The 16429-nt window shown below is 73.4% G+C and carries 19 protein-coding genes; 14 read left to right on the top strand and 5 right to left on the bottom strand.

All coding sequences use genetic code 11. The features are described 5' to 3' along the window. Nucleotides 1-15 precede the first annotated feature (15 nt). From truB to FFT21_RS10565, 9 genes are all read left to right on the top strand, one after another. Entirely contained in the window at nucleotides 16-933 is a 918-nt protein-coding gene (gene truB / locus FFT21_RS10605) for a tRNA pseudouridine(55) synthase TruB (protein ID WP_137813638.1), read from the top strand. 48 nt (nucleotides 934-981) lie between these two features. Then, a complete protein-coding gene (locus FFT21_RS10600; protein WP_137813637.1) occupies nucleotides 982-1944 on the top strand; it encodes a bifunctional riboflavin kinase/FAD synthetase in 963 nt (320 codons plus the stop codon). A gap of 197 nt (nucleotides 1945-2141) precedes the next feature. Beyond that, nucleotides 2142-2624, top strand: coding sequence for a helix-turn-helix domain-containing protein (locus tag FFT21_RS10595; RefSeq protein ID WP_137813636.1), 483 nt, complete (start codon nucleotides 2142-2144; stop codon nucleotides 2622-2624). 285 nt (nucleotides 2625-2909) lie between these two features. After that, complete coding sequence (gene thpR / locus FFT21_RS10590) at nucleotides 2910-3500, top strand: RNA 2',3'-cyclic phosphodiesterase (RefSeq protein ID WP_225978286.1); 591 nt, start codon at nucleotides 2910-2912, stop codon at nucleotides 3498-3500. A gap of 138 nt (nucleotides 3501-3638) precedes the next feature. Continuing rightward, nucleotides 3639-3908, top strand: coding sequence for a 30S ribosomal protein S15 (rpsO, locus tag FFT21_RS10585; protein WP_137813635.1), 270 nt, complete (start codon nucleotides 3639-3641; stop codon nucleotides 3906-3908). 323 nt (nucleotides 3909-4231) lie between these two features. Next, nucleotides 4232-6616, top strand: a complete 2385-nt coding sequence (locus tag FFT21_RS10580) for a polyribonucleotide nucleotidyltransferase (protein WP_137813634.1) — start codon at nucleotides 4232-4234, stop codon at nucleotides 6614-6616. A gap of 104 nt (nucleotides 6617-6720) precedes the next feature. Next, nucleotides 6721-8025: a M16 family metallopeptidase gene (locus tag FFT21_RS10575; protein ID WP_137813763.1), complete on the top strand. Its 1305-nt coding sequence runs from the start codon at nucleotides 6721-6723 to the stop codon at nucleotides 8023-8025. Further along, on the top strand, nucleotides 8022-8813 hold the full coding sequence (dapB, locus tag FFT21_RS10570; RefSeq protein ID WP_225978285.1) for a 4-hydroxy-tetrahydrodipicolinate reductase: 792 nt from the start codon (nucleotides 8022-8024) through the stop codon (nucleotides 8811-8813). Before FFT21_RS10575 ends, dapB begins: the two co-directional genes overlap by 4 nt. A 6-nt stretch (nucleotides 8814-8819) precedes the next feature. After that, a complete protein-coding gene (locus FFT21_RS10565) occupies nucleotides 8820-9269 on the top strand; it encodes a hypothetical protein (RefSeq protein WP_137813633.1) in 450 nt (149 codons plus the stop codon). 6 nt (nucleotides 9270-9275) lie between these two features. On the opposite strand, the gene FFT21_RS10560 is transcribed toward FFT21_RS10565, so the two are convergent. After that, the gene (locus FFT21_RS10560) at nucleotides 9276-9803 is read right to left on the bottom strand and encodes a YqaA family protein (protein WP_137813761.1); all 528 of its coding nucleotides are present in this window, start codon (nucleotides 9801-9803) and stop codon (nucleotides 9276-9278) included. Between the two features lie 242 nt (nucleotides 9804-10045). Continuing rightward, nucleotides 10046-10606, bottom strand: coding sequence for a GNAT family N-acetyltransferase (locus FFT21_RS10555; RefSeq protein WP_137813632.1), 561 nt, complete (start codon nucleotides 10604-10606; stop codon nucleotides 10046-10048). Nucleotides 10607-10745: 139 nt separating this feature from the next. On the opposite strand from FFT21_RS10555, the gene FFT21_RS10550 reads away from it, so the two are divergent. After that, nucleotides 10746-11270: a DinB family protein gene (locus tag FFT21_RS10550; protein ID WP_137813631.1), complete on the top strand. Its 525-nt coding sequence runs from the start codon at nucleotides 10746-10748 to the stop codon at nucleotides 11268-11270. Between the two features lie 64 nt (nucleotides 11271-11334). Beyond that, the gene (locus FFT21_RS10545) at nucleotides 11335-12543 is read left to right on the top strand and encodes a winged helix-turn-helix domain-containing protein (RefSeq protein ID WP_137813760.1); all 1209 of its coding nucleotides are present in this window, start codon (nucleotides 11335-11337) and stop codon (nucleotides 12541-12543) included. A 230-nt stretch (nucleotides 12544-12773) separates the two neighbouring features. Here FFT21_RS10545 and FFT21_RS10540 read toward each other — a convergent pair whose 3' ends face one another. The 3 genes from FFT21_RS10540 to FFT21_RS29120 are packed head-to-tail and all read right to left on the bottom strand — an operon-like array spanning nucleotide 12774 to nucleotide 14580. Further along, on the bottom strand, nucleotides 12774-13703 hold the full coding sequence (locus tag FFT21_RS10540; protein WP_192909483.1) for a DUF4097 family beta strand repeat-containing protein: 930 nt from the start codon (nucleotides 13701-13703) through the stop codon (nucleotides 12774-12776). A gap of 22 nt (nucleotides 13704-13725) precedes the next feature. Then, entirely contained in the window at nucleotides 13726-14301 is a 576-nt protein-coding gene (locus FFT21_RS10535) for a toxin-antitoxin system HicB family antitoxin (RefSeq protein WP_137813630.1), read from the bottom strand. A 48-nt stretch (nucleotides 14302-14349) separates the two neighbouring features. After that, nucleotides 14350-14580 (bottom strand): hypothetical protein, encoded by a 231-nt coding sequence (locus FFT21_RS29120; RefSeq protein WP_192909486.1) that lies wholly within the window; start codon nucleotides 14578-14580, stop codon nucleotides 14350-14352. Between FFT21_RS29120 and thyX the strand changes: the two genes are divergently transcribed. The 3 genes from thyX to FFT21_RS10520 all read left to right on the top strand — a co-directional run bounded on the left by thyX (nucleotide 14540) and on the right by FFT21_RS10520 (nucleotide 16429). Further along, nucleotides 14540-15292, top strand: coding sequence for an FAD-dependent thymidylate synthase (gene thyX / locus FFT21_RS10530; RefSeq protein ID WP_137813629.1), 753 nt, complete (start codon nucleotides 14540-14542; stop codon nucleotides 15290-15292). The genes FFT21_RS29120 and thyX overlap by 41 nt on opposite strands. A 3-nt stretch (nucleotides 15293-15295) precedes the next feature. Next, nucleotides 15296-15694 carry an ACT domain-containing protein gene (locus FFT21_RS10525; RefSeq protein WP_137813628.1) on the top strand — a complete coding sequence of 133 codons (399 nt, stop codon included), beginning with the start codon at nucleotides 15296-15298 and terminating at the stop codon, nucleotides 15692-15694. A 108-nt stretch (nucleotides 15695-15802) separates the two neighbouring features. Further along, on the top strand, nucleotides 15803-16429 hold the full coding sequence (locus FFT21_RS10520) for a TIGR03085 family metal-binding protein (RefSeq protein ID WP_137813627.1): 627 nt from the start codon (nucleotides 15803-15805) through the stop codon (nucleotides 16427-16429).

Raw genomic sequence — 16429 nt, 5'->3', positions numbered from 1 at the left:
GCAGGATGTGCGGCCGTGTCCCGTTCCTCCCCGTCGAAGCGCTCGTCCCGGCCCGCCGTCCCGCCCGGGCTGCTCGTCGTCGACAAGGCGCCGGGGATGACCTCGCACGACGTGGTGGCCAGGGCGCGGCGGATCATGGGCACCCGCAAGATCGGCCACGCCGGCACGCTCGACCCGATGGCCACCGGCGTCCTCGTGCTCGGCGTGGAACGCGCGACCAAACTGCTCGGGCACCTCGCCCTGGACAGCAAGGCCTACCTGGCCACCATCCGGCTCGGCTCGGCCACCACCACCGACGACGCCGAGGGCGAGGTACTCACCGAGGCAGACGCGTCCACAGTGGACGAGGAGGCGGTGCGCGCGGAGATCGTCGCGCTCACCGGGGAGATCCAGCAGGTGCCCAGCGCGGTCAGCGCGGTCAAGGTGGAGGGCAAGCGGGCCTACGCGCGGGTGCGCGCCGGCGAGGCCGTCGAACTGGCCCCGCGCCCGGTGGTCGTGCACCGCTTCGACCTGCTGGCGCTGCGCCGCGTGGAGCGCGCCACCGAACTGGACGTGATGGTGGAGTGCTCCTCCGGTACCTACGTCCGGGCGCTCGCCCGCGACTTGGGCGCGGCGCTCGGCGTCGGCGGGCATCTCGCCGCGCTGCGCCGCACCCGGGTTGGCCCGTTCGACCTCCGGCACGCGCGCACCCTGGAGGCGCTGCAGGCGCGGCCGTCGCTGTCGCTGGACATGGACGAGGCGGTGGCCGTGGCGTTCCCCCGCCGCGACGTGGCACCGGCCGAGGCCGCCGCGCTGGCCCACGGGCAGCGGCTGCGCGCGGCCGGCATTCCCGGCACCTACGGCGTGTTCGCCCCGGACGGCCATGCCGTAGCCCTCGCCGTGGACGACGGCCCCCGCGCCAGGCCGGTGGTGGTGCTGCTGCCCGCCGGGTGACGCGTCCCTCACCGTGCCGGTGACCGGTCGGGACGTAGGCTGGCCGGCGTGCAGCGGTGGCGGGGACTGGACAACCTTCCCGGTGGCTGGGGCCGGTGCGTGGTGACCATCGGCGTTTTCGACGGCGTGCACCGCGGCCACCAGGCGCTGATCTCCCAGGCGGTGCGGCTGGCCGAGCACCGCGGCCTGCCCTGCGTGCTGGTGACCTTCGATCCACACCCCGCCGAGGTGGTGCGGCCGGGCAGCCACCCGGCCCAGCTCACCACCCTGCGCCGGCGGGCCGAGCTGGTCGAGCAGTTGGGCGTGGACGTGTTCTGCGTGCTGCCGTTCACCGTGGAGCTGTCCCGCATGCCCGCCGACGAGTTCGTGCACGAGATCCTGGTGGAACGGCTGCACGTGGCCGCCGTCGTGGTGGGCGAGAACTTCACCTTCGGCCACCGCGCGGCCGGCAACGTCGAGCTGCTGCGCCAGCTCGGGCACCGTTTCGGCTTCGTCACCGAGGGCGCCGAGCTGGTCTCCACGAAGGAGCCGGTGGACGACCGGGAGGAGCTGGTCACCTACTCCTCCACCTACATCAGGGCGTGCATCGACGCCGGCGACGTGGTGTCCGCGGCGTCCGCGCTGGGCCGGCCGCACCGGCTGGAGGGCATCGTGGTGCGCGGCGACGGGCGCGGCCGCGAACTCGGCTACCCCACGGCGAACCTGTCCACGCCGCGCCATGCCGCGGTGCCGGCGGACGGCATCTACGCCTGCCACTTCGTGCACCGCACCGGCGGCAGGGAGCGCACCCTGGCCGCCGCCGTCTCGGTCGGCACCAACCCCACCTTCTCCGGCCGGGAGCGCCGGGTGGAGGCGTTCGTGCTGGACGTGGCCGAGGACTTCTACGGCGAGCGAGTGGCCCTCGACTTCGTCACCAGGCTGCGGGACATGGAGCGGTTCGACTCGGTGGACGCGCTGGTCGAGCAGATCGACCGGGACGTGGCCGCGACGCGGCGCGCGCTGGATGGCTGACAGCCTGTCCCGAACCGGCCCAACCCGCCCTGACGAGCACGGCGACGCGCCAGGGTGCGGCCGCGGAACAGACACCGAGCACCCCGCACGCGGAGTCAAAAGGGACGACGTTACCCGGTTCCGGCCCGGACGAGCGCCCCTCGATGGCAGGATGACCACGACCGATCTGGGGAATCGGGGAGTGGGAGAGGGCGAAGGTGGAGGAGCACAAGATCGTCCAGCGGAATCTCGCCCTGCAGCGGGAGTGGTACGGCGAACCGCTCGGGGATCGAGTGCGTCGCCTGGTGGTCGCGTTCAACGTGTCCCAGGCGCACCTGGCTGAGGTGCTGGGTATCAGCGCGCCCATGCTCAGCCAGGTGATGAGCGGCCGGCGGGCCAAGATCGGCAACCCGGCCGTGCTGGCTCGGATGATCATGCTGGAGCGCAAGGTGCTCACCCCTGAGGTGGCCTCCGGTGACCCGGCCGCGTTACGGCGCGCGCTGGATGACGTGCGGGACGCCAAACCCACGGTGAGCCACGAGTCGCTGCCGGTCAACGACGGGCACGCGGAGCGGGCCGCGATCGGCTTCCTGCGCGGCATCGCCGGCACCACCGAGTTGATGGAGGCCGCCGCGTTGCTGGCGGAGAACGAGTTCGGCACGCTCGCCGAGTTGCTCCGCCGGGCCGCCCGGGCAACCTAGCTTCGACGGCATCCTCCTGACCGCCTGTTCCGGAACCGGACCGACCCTGCGATGACCAGTATGGGAACGCGCCGGGGCGAAGCCTCGCGATCGCGGGGGCGGGGCGCCTGGTCGGGCACCACCGGGGTGGCGTGTCGCGGTCGCTCCCCGGCGACGCGATCGCGGCGCGCGTTCCGGAACAAGCACTGAGCTGGACGGACCTGCGATGACGAGTATGGGAACGCGCCGGGGCGAAGCCCCGCGATCGCGGGGGCGGGGCGCCTGGTCGGGCACCACCGGGGTGGCGTGTCGCGGTCGCTCCCCGGCGGCACGATCGCGGCGCGCGTTCCGGAACAGGTACTGATGGCCCGCCTGTTCACGGCGCTCGCGCTGCCCGAGGACGTGGTGGCCCACCTGGCCGCCGCGGTGGCGGAGGTCCGCGAGCAGCTACCGGCCGGGGCCCGGTGGATCCCGCCCGAGCGCTGGCACCTCACCATGAAGTTCCACGGCGAGGACGACCCGGACCGGCGGGCGGCCAAGCTGCGCCGGCGGGCCCGCGGGTTGCCCGCACCCACCCTTCGGCTGGCCGCCTGCGGCACGTTCTCCGGCGTGCTGTGGGTGGGCGTGCGCACCGCCGACGAGGACAGCCGGCGGGCGCTGCGCCGGGTGGCCCAAGCCGCCGGCAACGACCCGCGCGAGTTCAGGCCCCACCTGACGGTGGCCCGCTGGTCCGCCGGCCGGCCGGACCGTGCGGCGCTGCGCGCACTGCTCGCCGACTACACCGGACCGTGGTGGACCCCGGGTGAGTTGGTGCTGGTCCGAAGCGAGCTACGGCCCGGCGGCCCCCGTTACACCGACCTGGCTCACGTCGCCCTGGACGTGGCCCGGGGCGCGTGACACCTGGTGCGCCACGGCCCCGCAGTGCACCTGCTACCCTCGGTTAACGGGTCCGGCTGCGGTCCGTGGCGGCCGGTACTGACTACCCCGATCTGTGATCGGGGCCACACGGCACCGTGCGAATGAAAGAGGTACTGAGTGGCGCTGACCACCGCACAGAAGAAGTCCATCCTTGCCGAGTACGGCGTCCACGAGAAGGACACCGGCTCGCCGGAGGCTCAGGTCGCCCTGCTGACCAAGCGGATCAGCGACCTGACCGAGCACCTCAAGGTGCACAAGCACGACCACCACTCCCGCCGAGGACTGTTGCTGATGGTCGGCCGCCGCCGCCGGCTGCTCAACTATCTCGCCAAGGGAGACATCGAGCGCTACCGGTCGCTGATCCAGCGGCTCGGCCTGCGCCGGTGACAAGCTCCGAGGGGGAGTGACCGTGCCGACGCTCGGCATTCGCGAGCGACGCTCCGGCTGGTCGCTCCCCCTCGGCATAACCGCGCCACCGGCGCGGGAACAACGCGACAGGGAACGCGACAACCAGGCCAGCGCGCCGCGCGGGGGACCAGTTCGCCGGTCCTCGGTAGTGGTTCCCGGGTTCGGCCAGGGCGGCCTCGGAGCTCGCGAGCGCGAGCGACCGGGCCGCCGGGTACCCGGGGGCTTCGATCGAAGACCGGCCTCGTCCCGGACCGCGACCCCGTGCGGGGAAAGCGCTGCGGCCCGATGTACGAGGAGTATCCGTGACCGAGATCGAGGTCAACAACGAGGTCAATAGCGACGTCGCCGAGGCGACCGCGGTCATTGACAACGGCACGTTCGGCACCCGCACCGTCCGCTTCGAGACCGGCCGGCTGGCCCGCCAGGCCGCCGGCAGCGTCGTCGCCTACCTCGACGACGACACCATGCTGCTGTCCGCGACCACCGCGTCCAAGCACCCGAAGGAGCATTTCGACTTCTTCCCGCTGACCGTGGACGTGGAGGAGCGGATGTACGCGGCCGGGCGCATCCCCGGCTCGTTCTTCCGCCGTGAGGGCCGCCCGTCCACCGACGCGATCCTGGCCTGCCGGCTGATCGACCGCCCGCTCCGCCCGTCCTTCGTGGACGGTCTGCGGAACGAGGTCCAGATCGTGGTCACCGTGATGAGCCTGCACCCGCATGACCTCTATGACGTGCTGGCCATCAACGCCGCCTCGGCGTCCACCCAGCTCGCCGGCCTGCCCTTCTCCGGCCCGATCGGCGGCGTGCGGATGGCGCTGATCTGCCAGGAGGACGGGCACAGCCAGTGGGTCGCCTTCCCCACGGTCGAGCAGCTCGAGCGGGCTGTGTTCGACATGGTGGTCGCCGGGCGCATCGTTGCCGGGCCCGCCGGCCCCGGAGGCAGTGACAGCGACGTGGCGATCATGATGGTGGAGGCTGAGGCCACCGAGCAGACCATCCCGCTGGTCGCCGGCGGCGCGCAGGCGCCGACCGAGGAGGTCGTCGCCGCCGGCCTGGAGGCGGCCAAGCCGTTCATCCAGGTGCTCTGCCAGGCCCAGCAGAAGCTGGCCGACGTGGCGGCCAAGGAGACCGCGGAGTTCCCGCTGTTCCCCGCCTACGAGCAGGACACCTACGACGCGGTGGAGCGCGCGGTGCGCGAGGAGCTGGCGCAGGCGCTGACCATCGCCGGCAAGCAGGAGCGGGAGCTGCGCATCGACGAGGTGAAGCAGCTCTGCCTGGAGCGGGTTGGCGAGGAGTTCGAGGGCAGGGAGAAGGAACTCGGTGCCGCGTTCCGCTCGCTGACCAAGAAGCTGGTCCGGCAGCGGGTGCTGCGTGACGGCGTGCGCATCGACGGCCGGGGCGTCACCGACATCCGCCGGCTGTCCGCCGAGGTGGCGGTGGTGCCCCGGGCGCACGGCTCGGCGCTGTTCGAGCGCGGTGAGACCCAGATCCTCGGCGTGACCACGCTGAACATGCTCCGCATGGAGCAGACGCTGGACACGCTGGCGCCGGAGACCACCAAGCGCTACATGCACCACTACAACTTCCCGCCGTTCTCCACCGGCGAGACCGGCCGGGTCGGCTCGCCGAAGCGCCGGGAGATCGGGCACGGCGCGCTGGCCGAGCGGGCGCTGGTGCCGGTGCTGCCCACCCGCGAGGAGTTCCCCTACGCGATCCGGCAGGTCTCCGAGGCGCTGGGCTCCAACGGCTCCACCTCGATGGGCTCGGTGTGCGCGTCCACCATGTCGCTGCTCAACGCCGGCGTGCCGCTGAAAGCCCCGGTGTCCGGCATCGCCATGGGCCTGGTCTCCGACGAGGTCGACGGCCAGACCCGGTACGTGGCGCTGACCGACATCCTCGGCGCCGAGGACGCCTTCGGCGACATGGACTTCAAGGTCGCCGGCACCAGGGAGTTCGTCACCGCGCTGCAGCTGGACACCAAGCTGGACGGCATCCCGTCCGAGGTGCTGGCCCAGGCGCTGCGGCAGGCCCGCGACGCCCGGCTGACCGTGCTCGAGGTGATGAGCGAGGCCATCGACCGGCCGGACGAGATGAGCCCGTACGCGCCTCGGGTCACCTCGATCAGCATCCCGGTGGACAAGATCGGCGAGGTGATCGGCCCCAAGGGCAAGATGATCAACTCGATCACCGAGGACACCGGCGCGGACATCACCATCGAGGACGACGGCACGATCTACGTGGGCGCGGTGGACGGCCCGTCCGCCCAGGCGGCCATCGACAAGATCAACGCCATCGCCAACCCGCAGCTACCCAAGGTGGGCGAGCGGTTCCTCGGCACCGTGGTGAAGACCGCCGCGTTCGGCGCGTTCGTGTCCCTGCTGCCCGGCAAGGACGGCCTGGTGCACATCTCCAAGCTGGGCAACGGCAAGCGCATCGGCAAGGTCGAGGACGTGGTCAAGGTCGGCGACAAGCTCCGCGTGGAGATCGCCGACATCGACGCTCGCGGCAAGATCAGCCTGGTGCCGGTCAAGGACGACGAGCCGGCCGGTGAGAAGGCGGCCGAGTCGGGTCCCACCGGTGCCTCGGGCGAGGAGCATCGCCCCGAGCACCGCACCCGGTCCCGCTCGGAGCACCGGTCCCACCAGCGGTCGGAGTCCCGTTCGGACAAGGGGTCCTCGCGGCGGTGACCCTGCGCGATCCGGACACGGCCGCGGGCGCGGCGAGCGCCCGCGGCCGTGCACGTCACGACGAGGAGCGGTTCGGCCACCTGCAGCCGCCGGGCAGCACGCGGCTGCTGGAGCGCACCGAGGACGGCTGCTCGGTGCGCCGCACCGTGCTCACCGGTGGCCTGCGGGTGGTCACCGAGTACGTGCCGGGCGTCCGCTCCGCGTCGGTCGGCATCTGGGTCGGCGTGGGTTCCCGGGACGAGCAGCCGCCCGTGGTGGGTGCCGCGCACTTCCTGGAACACCTGCTGTTCAAGGGCACGTCCCGGCGCAGCGCCACGCAGATCGCCGAGGAGGTGGACGCGGTCGGCGGCGAGTTGAACGCGTTCACCGCGAAGGAGCACACCTGCTACTACGCGCACGTGCTGGACACCGACCTGGCGCTGGCCGTGGACCTGGTGTGCGATGTGGTTTTCGACGCGCTGCTGTCCGAGCGGGACGTGGAGGTCGAGCGCGGGGTGGTGCTCGACGAGATCGCCATGCGCGACGACGATCCCGAGGATCTGCTGCACGACAACTTCTGCGCCGCACTGCTCGGCGACCATCCGGTCGGCCGGTCGGTGCTCGGCACCGAGGCGTCCATCAGCGGAATGACCAGGTCCGCGCTGTACGCGTTCTACCGTGGCCGGTACGCGCTGCCGAGGATGGTCGTCGCGGTCGCGGGCAACGTCGAGCACGAGCACGTGGTGCGCCTGGTGCAGCGCGCCCTGGGCGAACGGTTGAGCGGCGAGGCGAGGCCGGCCCCGCCGCGGCGGGGGCACGCCGAGGTCCCCGCGGCCGGCGGGCTGCTGTTGCACACCGACGACACCGAGCAGGCCCACCTGATGCTCGGCGTGCGCGGGCTGGACCGGCATGACGAGCGGCGGTTCGCGCTCGGCGTGCTCAATGCCGCGCTCGGCGGCGGGATGAGCTCGCGGCTGTTCCAGGAGGTGCGCGAGCGGCGCGGGCTGGCCTACCAGGTGTACTCCTCGGTGGGCAGCTACTCCGACACGGGCAGCCTGTCCGTGTACGCCGGCTGCCACCCGGACCGGCTGGGTGAGGTGACCGAGGTGGTGCGCGGTGTGCTCGCCGACGTGGCGCGGCACGGCCTATCCGCGGCGGAGGTGGCCAGGGGCAAGGGACAGCTACGCGGCAACCTGGTGCTCGGCTTGGAGGACACCGGCTCGCGGATGTCCCGGATCGGCAAGGACGAGCTGAACTACGGCGACCACCTGACCGTGGAGCAGGTCCTCGCGCGCATCGACGCGGTCAGCGAGGAGCAGGTCGCGGTGCTGGCCGGGCAGTTGCTCCGACGCCCCGTCGCCGTCGCGGTCACCGGCCCGTACGCTCATCCGGACGAACTGCCCGCCGAGCTGACCAAGGAGATCACGTGACGGCAGCCGCCCAGCCAGGGGGCCAGGTGCGTTCCGAGGACGACCCGATCCGGGTCGGCGTGTTCGGGGCCCGCGGCCGGATGGGCGCCGAGGTGTGCCGGGCGGTCGAGGCGCAGGGCGACATGGAGGTCGTCGCCATGGTCGACGCCGGTGATTGGCTGTTCAACGTCGCTGACGCCGGCGCCGAGGTGGTCGTCGACTTCACCCACCCCGACGTGGTGATGGACAACGTCCGGTTCTGCGTCGACCAGGGCATCCACTGCGTGGTCGGCACCAGCGGCTTCGACGAGGACCGGCTGGCCACGGTCCGCGAGTGGCTCGCGCACAAGCCCGAGCTGGGCGTGCTGATCGCGCCGAACTTCGCCATCGGCGCGGTGCTGTCCATGAAGTTCGCCGAGCTGGCCGCGCCGTACTACGAGTCGGTGGAGGTCATCGAGCTGCACCACCCGCGCAAGGCGGACGCGCCGTCCGGCACGGCCGCGCACACCGCGCGGCGGGTGGCCCGGGCCCGCGCGGCCGCCGGCCTCGGTCCCGCCCCGGACGCCACCACCAAGGCGCTGGACGGCGCCCGCGGCGCGGAGGTGGACGACGTGCGGGTGCACTCGGTCCGGCTGTCCGGGCTGGTCGCGCACCAGGAGGTGCTGTTCGGCACCGAGGGGGAGACGCTGACCATCCGGCACGACTCGCTGGACCGGAAGTCGTTCATGCCGGGCGTGCTGCTCGCGGTCCGCTCGGTGCTGGACCGCCCCGGCCTCACCGTGGGCCTGGAACACGTGCTCGGGGTGTAGCCGGCGGTGCGGGCCCGCAACGTCGCCCTGCTGCTGACCGCGGCGCTGGTGGTCTACTTCGTGCTACTCGCCCAGCGCGCGGTCACCCTGATCGGCGCCGGCACCGTGGTGGGCATCGGGCTCGGCATCGCCGTGCTGGTGCTGCCGCTGATCGGCGCCTGGATCGTGGTCGCCACCTGGCGGTTCGGCGTGCGCACCGACCGGCTGGCCCGCCGGCTGGCCGACGAGGGCGGCCTGCCGGACACCTCGCACCTGCCGCGGATGCCCTCCGGCCGGGTTCGGCGGGACGCCGCGGAGCAGTGGTTCGCCGAGCGCAGAGCCGAGGTGGAGGCCGCTCCCGAGGACTGGCGCGCCTGGTTCCGGCTGGCGCACGCCTACGACATCGCCGGGGACCGCCGCCGCGCCCGGGAGACCATGCGCCGCGCCGTCGACCTCGCCGAGTCTTCGGAGACCTGAGACCGGTCAGAGCCACGTGTGGGCGAGCAGCGCCGGGGACGCGGCCAGCACGCTGTACCGGAGGAACCGGCCGATCAGGCTGCACGACACGAACAGGCCCAGCGACATGCCGGCCAGCCCGGCCAGCACGCTGGTCGCCATGAACGGCGGTAGCCCGATCACCGAGCTGACCGCGTGCGTGCCGACCATCCACCGCGGATGCCGGTGACAGCGTTCGCGGATGGTCTCCATCCAGACGCGCCACCGTTTCCGGGCGGCGGCCCAGCGGACGAATCTCGGTGCGGCGTCCGCCTCGGTCTCGCCGCGCCGGAACCGCCGGTGCAGGAACGCGGGCAGGTGCAGCGAGCCGCGGGCGGCCAGGAAGTACAGCAGCTTGCCGGCGACCTGGCCGAGGGCGACCACCGCGCCCAGCGCCCACCACGGGATCTGCGGCTGCTCGGCGACCAGGCCGACCACGAAGATCTCGATGCTGATCAGCGGCACGATCGCCGAGCCGAGTGCCACACCCAGGGTCAGCCCGAGGCAGGCCAACACTGTCAGCACGGATACCCCCTGCTTCCCCCCGAGCGCCTACGGTTTCAACGCCTGTTCTGAGAACGCGCGCCGCGATCGTGCCGCCGGGGCCACAGTGACCGGGCACGCCCTGTTTGTCCTGGTGGCTCGCCCCGCCCCCACGGTCGCGGGGCTTCGCCCCGGCGCGTTCCCCGAAACCAGCATCGCAGGTCAGTCCAGTCCCGGAACAGGCTGTCAGACTAGCAGCGGCGACGTGGCGTGGCTCACTCCCGAAGGTGGAGATCGACGCCGCCGCTCACGCGTACCTCGCGCAGCGGGCGCCCGGCCGCGTCCAGGGTGCGCACCGTGCCGTCCGGATGCCACCCGGCCGAAGCGTAGAAGGACAGCGACGCGGTGTCCGCCTCGGGCACCCAGGCGATGCCCCGGGTGAGGCCGCGCTCGCGCAGGTCCGCGGCGGCGGTGGCGAGCAGCCGGCCGCCGTGCCCGCGCCGCCCCCACCTCGGCTCCACCAGCAGGGCGCTGACCAGTCCGGTGCTCGCCGCGTCCGCCGGCAGCGCGCCGGACGCGTCGGCCACCTCGGACTCGGGTGCCGGCCCGGCCGCGCAGAAACCGACCGTCCACCGGCCCTCGAGCGCCACCCACACCCGGGCAGGGCCGTGCCCGACCGCGTCCGCCCAGCCCTGCTCCGCCTCGGCGAGGTCGAAGCCGGTGAGCACCTCCTCGGGCAGCAGCCCGGCGTACGCGGTGCGCCAGGTGTCCCGCTGGATGCGCGCGATCTCCGGCACGTCCCGGTGCTCGGCGCGGCGCACGGTGGCATCGGCCATGGTCTGCGAACCTAACGCGTGCGCCGCACCGGGCCGCGACCGCCCGGCCGGACAACCCGCATCCTCATCGAGGACGGGAACTGACCGCGATGGTTCCTAGGCTGGCCGCAGTGAACGCGAGCGGAGAGAGGTGATCGTCATGCCGCTGCTGGTGGATGGCGGTGGGGACGAGCGGGAGATGCTGCTGGCCTACCTGGAGGCGCAGCGCGCCGGGCTGCGCCGGGCGGTTCGGGGGCTCACCGAGGAGCAGGCCGCCGCCCGGCCGACCGCCAGCGAGTTGTCCCTGGCCGGGTTGGTCAAACACGTGGCGCGGTGCGAGCGGGGCTGGATGGCGCGGCTGGTCGACCGGCCCGACCCGTATCCGGAGCGGTCGCAGAACTGGGCCGCCGAGTTCCGGCTGGGCGAGGGCGAGACGCTGGCCGGCATGCTGGCGCTCTACGACGAGGTCGCGCGGGAGACCGAGGAGATCGTGCGCGGGCTGGCCGACCTGGAGCACAGCTTCGAACTCCCGCCGCGGTCGTGGTTCGCCGGTGGCAAGTTCAACGCCCGGTGGCTGCTGCTGCACCTGATCGAGGAGACCGCGCGCCACGCCGGGCACGCGGACATCATCCGCGAGTCGATCGACGGCGCCACCGTGGCCGACCTGATGGCGGCGGAGAAGTAGCGCGGGCGGTTCCGGCGGGCGGAGAACTGTCGGTGCGCCGTGGCAGCATCCGGGCGTGCGCACGATGAGCCTGGCCGCCGCCCGCCGGACCGCCCTCGCCGCGCAGGGTTTCGCCGACCCGCGCCCGAGCGGGCCGGTCACCCGGCGGCACCTGCAGCGGGTGCTCGGCCGGGTGCAACTGCTGCAGCTCGACTCGGTCAACGTGGTCGCCAGGGCGCACTACCTGCCGGTGTTCAGCCGGCTCGGCCCGTACCCGAGGGAGCTGCTGGACCAGGCCGCCTGGGCGCACACCGCCCGCCGGCCCCGGCTGCTGGTCGAGTACTGGGCGCACGAGGCGAGCCTGCTCCCGGTGGAGGACTGGCCGTTACTGTTCACGGCGGCCAAGCACCGCGGCTGGTGGCGCGGCTACGAGGACCTGGCACGATCCTCGCCGGGCCTGGTGGACGACGTGCTCGCCGCGGTGAAGGAACTCGGCCCGGTCGGCGCCGGCACGCTGGAACGCGAGCTGGGCGGGGAAGGCCGGCCGCGCCGAGGTTCCTGGTGGAACCGCTCGCAGACCAAGCGGGTGTGCGAGTGGCTGTTCGGCGTCGGCGAGCTGACCACCGGCGCCCGGCGCGGTTTCGAGCGGCTCTACGACCTGCCGGAGCGGGTCCTGCCGCCGCACGTGCTCGGCGCCCCACTGGTGGAGACGGCGGAGGCCGCCCGGCGGCTGGTCGCCCGGTCCGCCACCGCGCTCGGCGTGGCCACCGAGGCGGACCTGCGGGACTACTACCGGCTCGCACCTGAGCCGACCCGGCGGGCGGTGGCCGAACTGGTCGGCGAGGGTCTGCTCGAGCCGGTGCGGGTGCCCGGCTGGCGGCAGCGCGCCTACCGGTACGTCGAGGCGCGAACACCCCGGCGGGTGACCGGGCACGCCCTGCTGTGCCCGTTCGACCCGCTGATCTGGGACCGGGCCCGCACGGAGCGGCTGTTTGGCTTCCGCTACCGCATCGAGATCTACGTCCCCGAGCACAAGCGGGTGCACGGCTATTACGTGTGCCCGTTCCTGCTGGACGAGGCGCTGGTCGCCCGGGTCGATCTGAAGGCCGACCGGGCGGCCGGTGTGCTACGGGTGCATGGCGCGTTCGCCGAGGAGGGCGTCGACCTCGCCCGGGTGGTCGGCGCGCTGAGTGAGGAACTGCGCTCGCTCGCCGGTTGGCTGGAGCTGGACGGCGGGGTGGTGGTCGGCGGCCGCGGCGACCTCGCCGCACCACTGCGGGCCGCGTGCCGTTGAGCGCCGCGTGCCGTTGAGCGTCGCGTCCTGCCGCGCGTCGCCGCCCGGCCGCTGCGTCACGGGGGCTGCCGGGCGACTGCGGGCCGCGTGCCGCCTGGCCGCTGCCGGCGGCGTTCCGCTCCGGCTGAGCCGGGCGGCCCAGGAGCCCATACCCCCCGGGATGCGCTCACGGACCCGCCCGGCTCGACGGCGTGCTCGGTCGCGCCCACCCGGACGCGATCCTGCCCCGGTCAGCCGACCGCGGCGCTGATCACCGCGTCACCCGAACCGGTGCGGCCCCGGATGAACAGGGCGGGCTCGGTGTCCGGCCGCTGCTGGGACACGTCCAGCTCGCTGCGTGCCCGGCCGGCGCCGGAGCTGAGGTCCACCTCGGCGGTGGTACCGCCGCGCACGCCGACCCGGATCTCGCCGGAGCCGGTGCCCAGCTCGATCCGGCCGGCCGCGGCGTCCGCCACGGTGACGTCGCCGGTGCCGGTGCGCACCGCGACGTCGGCCTGGACCGTGCCCAGCCACACGTCCCCGCTGCCGGTGACCAGCGTGGTGCGCCCGCCGATCGAGGACACCTCCACCTCGCCGCTACCGGTGCGGGCGTGCAGCCCACCCAGCATCGGGCCCAGCCGCACCGCGCCCGAGCCGGACTTGACCTCCGCCCGGTCGTCGGCGCGGTCCGCGGACACCTCGCCGGTGCCGGTGCTGACGGACAGCCGCCCGGCCGGCCCGGTCACCCGCACGTCCGCGGAGGCGCTGCGCACCTGCGGGTGCGAGCCGCGCGGCGCGGTGACGGTCACCGCGATCGGTACCCCGCGCAGCGGCAGCTCCTTGGGCATGCGCACCACCAGCCGCTGCCCCACCAGTTCGACCGTGGCCTGCGCGAGGACCCGCGCCGGGATGTCCTCCGCGGGCATGCCGAACTGGCCGCCGAACAAGCTGAGCAGCCCGGTCACCCCGGCCAGCCACGGGCTGGCCGCGGAGGGGTCGTGCCGCAGTTCCACGTGCGCGCCGGGCTCCTCGACCAGGCGTACCTCCACTCGGCCCGCGTCGAGCGTGATGTCGATGTCGAGCGGTCCCTCGGCCTGGAAGCTCTCCAGGCGCACGGCCGGCTCCTCCCGGGGAGGCTCCCCCGAGGCCGCGCCGCCGTTGCCGGTGTCGTCGTTGGTCATCGTGGTCACCCGTTCCTCCCGGTCAGGCCTGCACCCAGCCGCGGATCCGGGAGTGGCCCCGGCCACGGTGTTTCTCGCCGCGCCACTCGCCGCCCTCGGCGGCTCCGGTCCACGGCCCGGCGCCCCACGGCGGTCCCGGCCAGCCGCCACGGCCGCGGCGGCCGCGTTCCTGCAGTGCGCTCTGCACCGCCTGGGTGACGAACGTGTTCAGCGAGACGCCGCGCATCGATGCGGCGCGCTCCGCCTGCGCCTTGATCTCGTCGAGCAGGCGCAAAGTGATGCGGCTGATGTCGCCACCGTCTCCGGGGGGCGGCGGTGGCGGCGTGTCCTCCGCGTCCGGCTCGTGGTCGTCGTGCGCCGCGCCGGTGACGACCACCTGCACGTCCCGGCCGTCGAGCCGGACCTCGACGACCCGGTCACCGAGCGAGGCGGTGACCTCGGCGGCCAGGTCGGACAGGGCGTTCATGAGCGCCAGCCGGGCGGCCGGCTCCAGTGCCGTGGACAGCACGGCGGCGGTGCGCTGGGTCCGCTCGTCCCCGGCCGAGGCGGCGGTGGCGAGGTCCTCGCGCAACCGCGAGATGTACGGCGTCAGGTCCATGATGTCACTATGACGCCATGTATGAAGTCACGCAAGCCTGATGCGCATTCAAAGGATGTCATACTCGACATCAAGAGTGGTTGATTCTGGCGTCACCGCGATGTCGTCGCGGTCCTCGCCGCCGGCCGCGCAGCGGGCGAATTCCTGTCGGCCCGGCCGGTTAGGCTGGCCGCGTCGGCTGGAAACCGGCGGAAACCAGCGGGGAACGGGCGGAAGCAGCAGGAAGGGGCCGGTGGTCGTGACCGAGACGGTGTCGCCGAAGGTGCAGTTGATCGCCAAGACGGAGTTCTTCCCGCCCGCCGACGTGCCCTGGTCCACCGACGCGGACGGCGGGCAGGCGCTCGCCGAGTTCGCCGGCCGCGCGTGCTACCAGTCCTGGCGCAAGCCGAACCCGGCCACCGCGACGAACGCCGGCTACGTCCGCCACATCCTCGAGGTCGGCCACCTCTCCGTGCTGGAGCACGGCTCGGTGACCTTCTACATCACCGGCATCTCCCGGTCGCTCACCCACGAGCTGATCCGGCACCGGCACTTCTCCTACTCGCAGCTCTCCCAGCGGTACGTGCCGGAGCGCAACGCCGCCATGGTGGAGCCGGACGTGATCGCGAACGATCCGGAGCTGCACGCGAGGTTCCTGGCCGCCACCGAGGCGAGCGTCGCCGCCTACACCGAGCTGCTCGCCGCGCTGGAGGAGCGGTTCGCCGACGTGCCGAACGCCACCCTGCGGCGCAAGCAGGCCCGCCAGGCCGCCCGCGCGGTGCTGCCCAACGCCACCGAGACCCGGATCGTGGTGACCGGGAACTACCGCGCCTGGCGGCACTTCATCGCCATGCGGGCCAGCGAGCACGCCGACGTGGAGATCCGCGCGCTGGCCGTGGAGTGCCTGCGGCAGTTGCAGAAGGCGGCGCCGAACGTGTTCGGCGACTTCGAGATCACCGCGCTGCCGGACGGCACCGAGGTCGCCTCCAGCCCGCTGGTCACCGAGGGCTGAGACGTGAAACGGGTCGAGATCGACCTGCGGCCGGGCGAGTACGCGGTGGCCAGGCTCGCCGCGGACGCCGAGGTGCCGCCCGGCCTCCTGGGCGCCTCCGGCCTGGTCTCGGTGACCCGTACCCCGGACGAGCTGTCCGTGGTGTGCCCGGCCGAGCACCTCGGCGCGCTGCCGGCCGGTGCCCGCACCTCCGACGGCTGGCGGCTGCTCACCGTGCGCGGGCCGCTGGAGTTCACCCTCACCGGGATCATGGCGGCGCTCTCCGCCGCGCTCGCCGCCGCCGGCGTCACCCTGTTCGCACTGTCCACTTTCGACACCGACCACGTGCTGGTCCGCTCGGCCGATCTGGACCGGGCGGTGCGCGCGCTGCGCGACGGCGGCCACCAGGTGCACACCGGCTGAGGCAGCCGCGCGGCCGGCGCGATGTGGCCACGCCGCCAGTGCGATGGCGGCTGTGATGTCGGCGGGCGGTGCCTCGGTTCGGTGGTGACCGCCCGGTAACGTGGCGCCATGGGAGTGGCCCAGACCGAACGGCAACTGCTCTGTCAACTGTTCGACCAACTCGGGCCGGACGTGGACACCCTGTGCGCGGGTTGGCGCACCAGGGACCTGGCCGCGCACCTGGCACTGCGCGAGCGGCGCCTGGACGCCGCACCCGGCATCCTGGTCAAGCCCCTCGCCGGCTACACCCGGCGGGTGCAGGACGGCTTCGCCGCCCGGCCGTGGGCCGAGCTGGTCGACCTGGTGCGCTCCGGACCACCGTCCTGGTCGCCGTACGCGGTCGGCTCGCTGGACGAGCTGGTGAACACGGCGGAGTTCTTCGTCCACCACGAGGACGTCCGCCGCGCCCAGCCCGGCTGGGAGCCGCGCCCGCCGGAGCCGGCGCGGGACGCGGCGCTGTGGCGGGCGGTGAGCCGGGTCGGCCGCATCGCCTACCGCAACAGCCCGGTGGGTGTCGTCCTGCGCCGCCCGGACGGCACCGCGGAGCAGGTGAAGCGCGGCCCGCGCACCGTCACCCTCACCGGCGAACCGGGCGAGCTGCTGCTGTACTCCTTCGGCCGGGACCGGGTGCGGCTGGACTTCGACGGTGAGCAGCCCGCGGTGGCCGAGGTGCAGGGCCTCAGCAGGGGCTTCTGA

Origin of the sequence: Gandjariella thermophila, from assembly GCF_005405885.1 — a bacterium.
Taxonomy (GTDB): Bacteria; Actinomycetota; Actinomycetes; order Mycobacteriales; family Pseudonocardiaceae; genus Gandjariella; species Gandjariella thermophila.
Note: the sequence above shows the minus strand (reverse complement) of the source record. Positions and strands in the feature narration are given on the sequence as shown.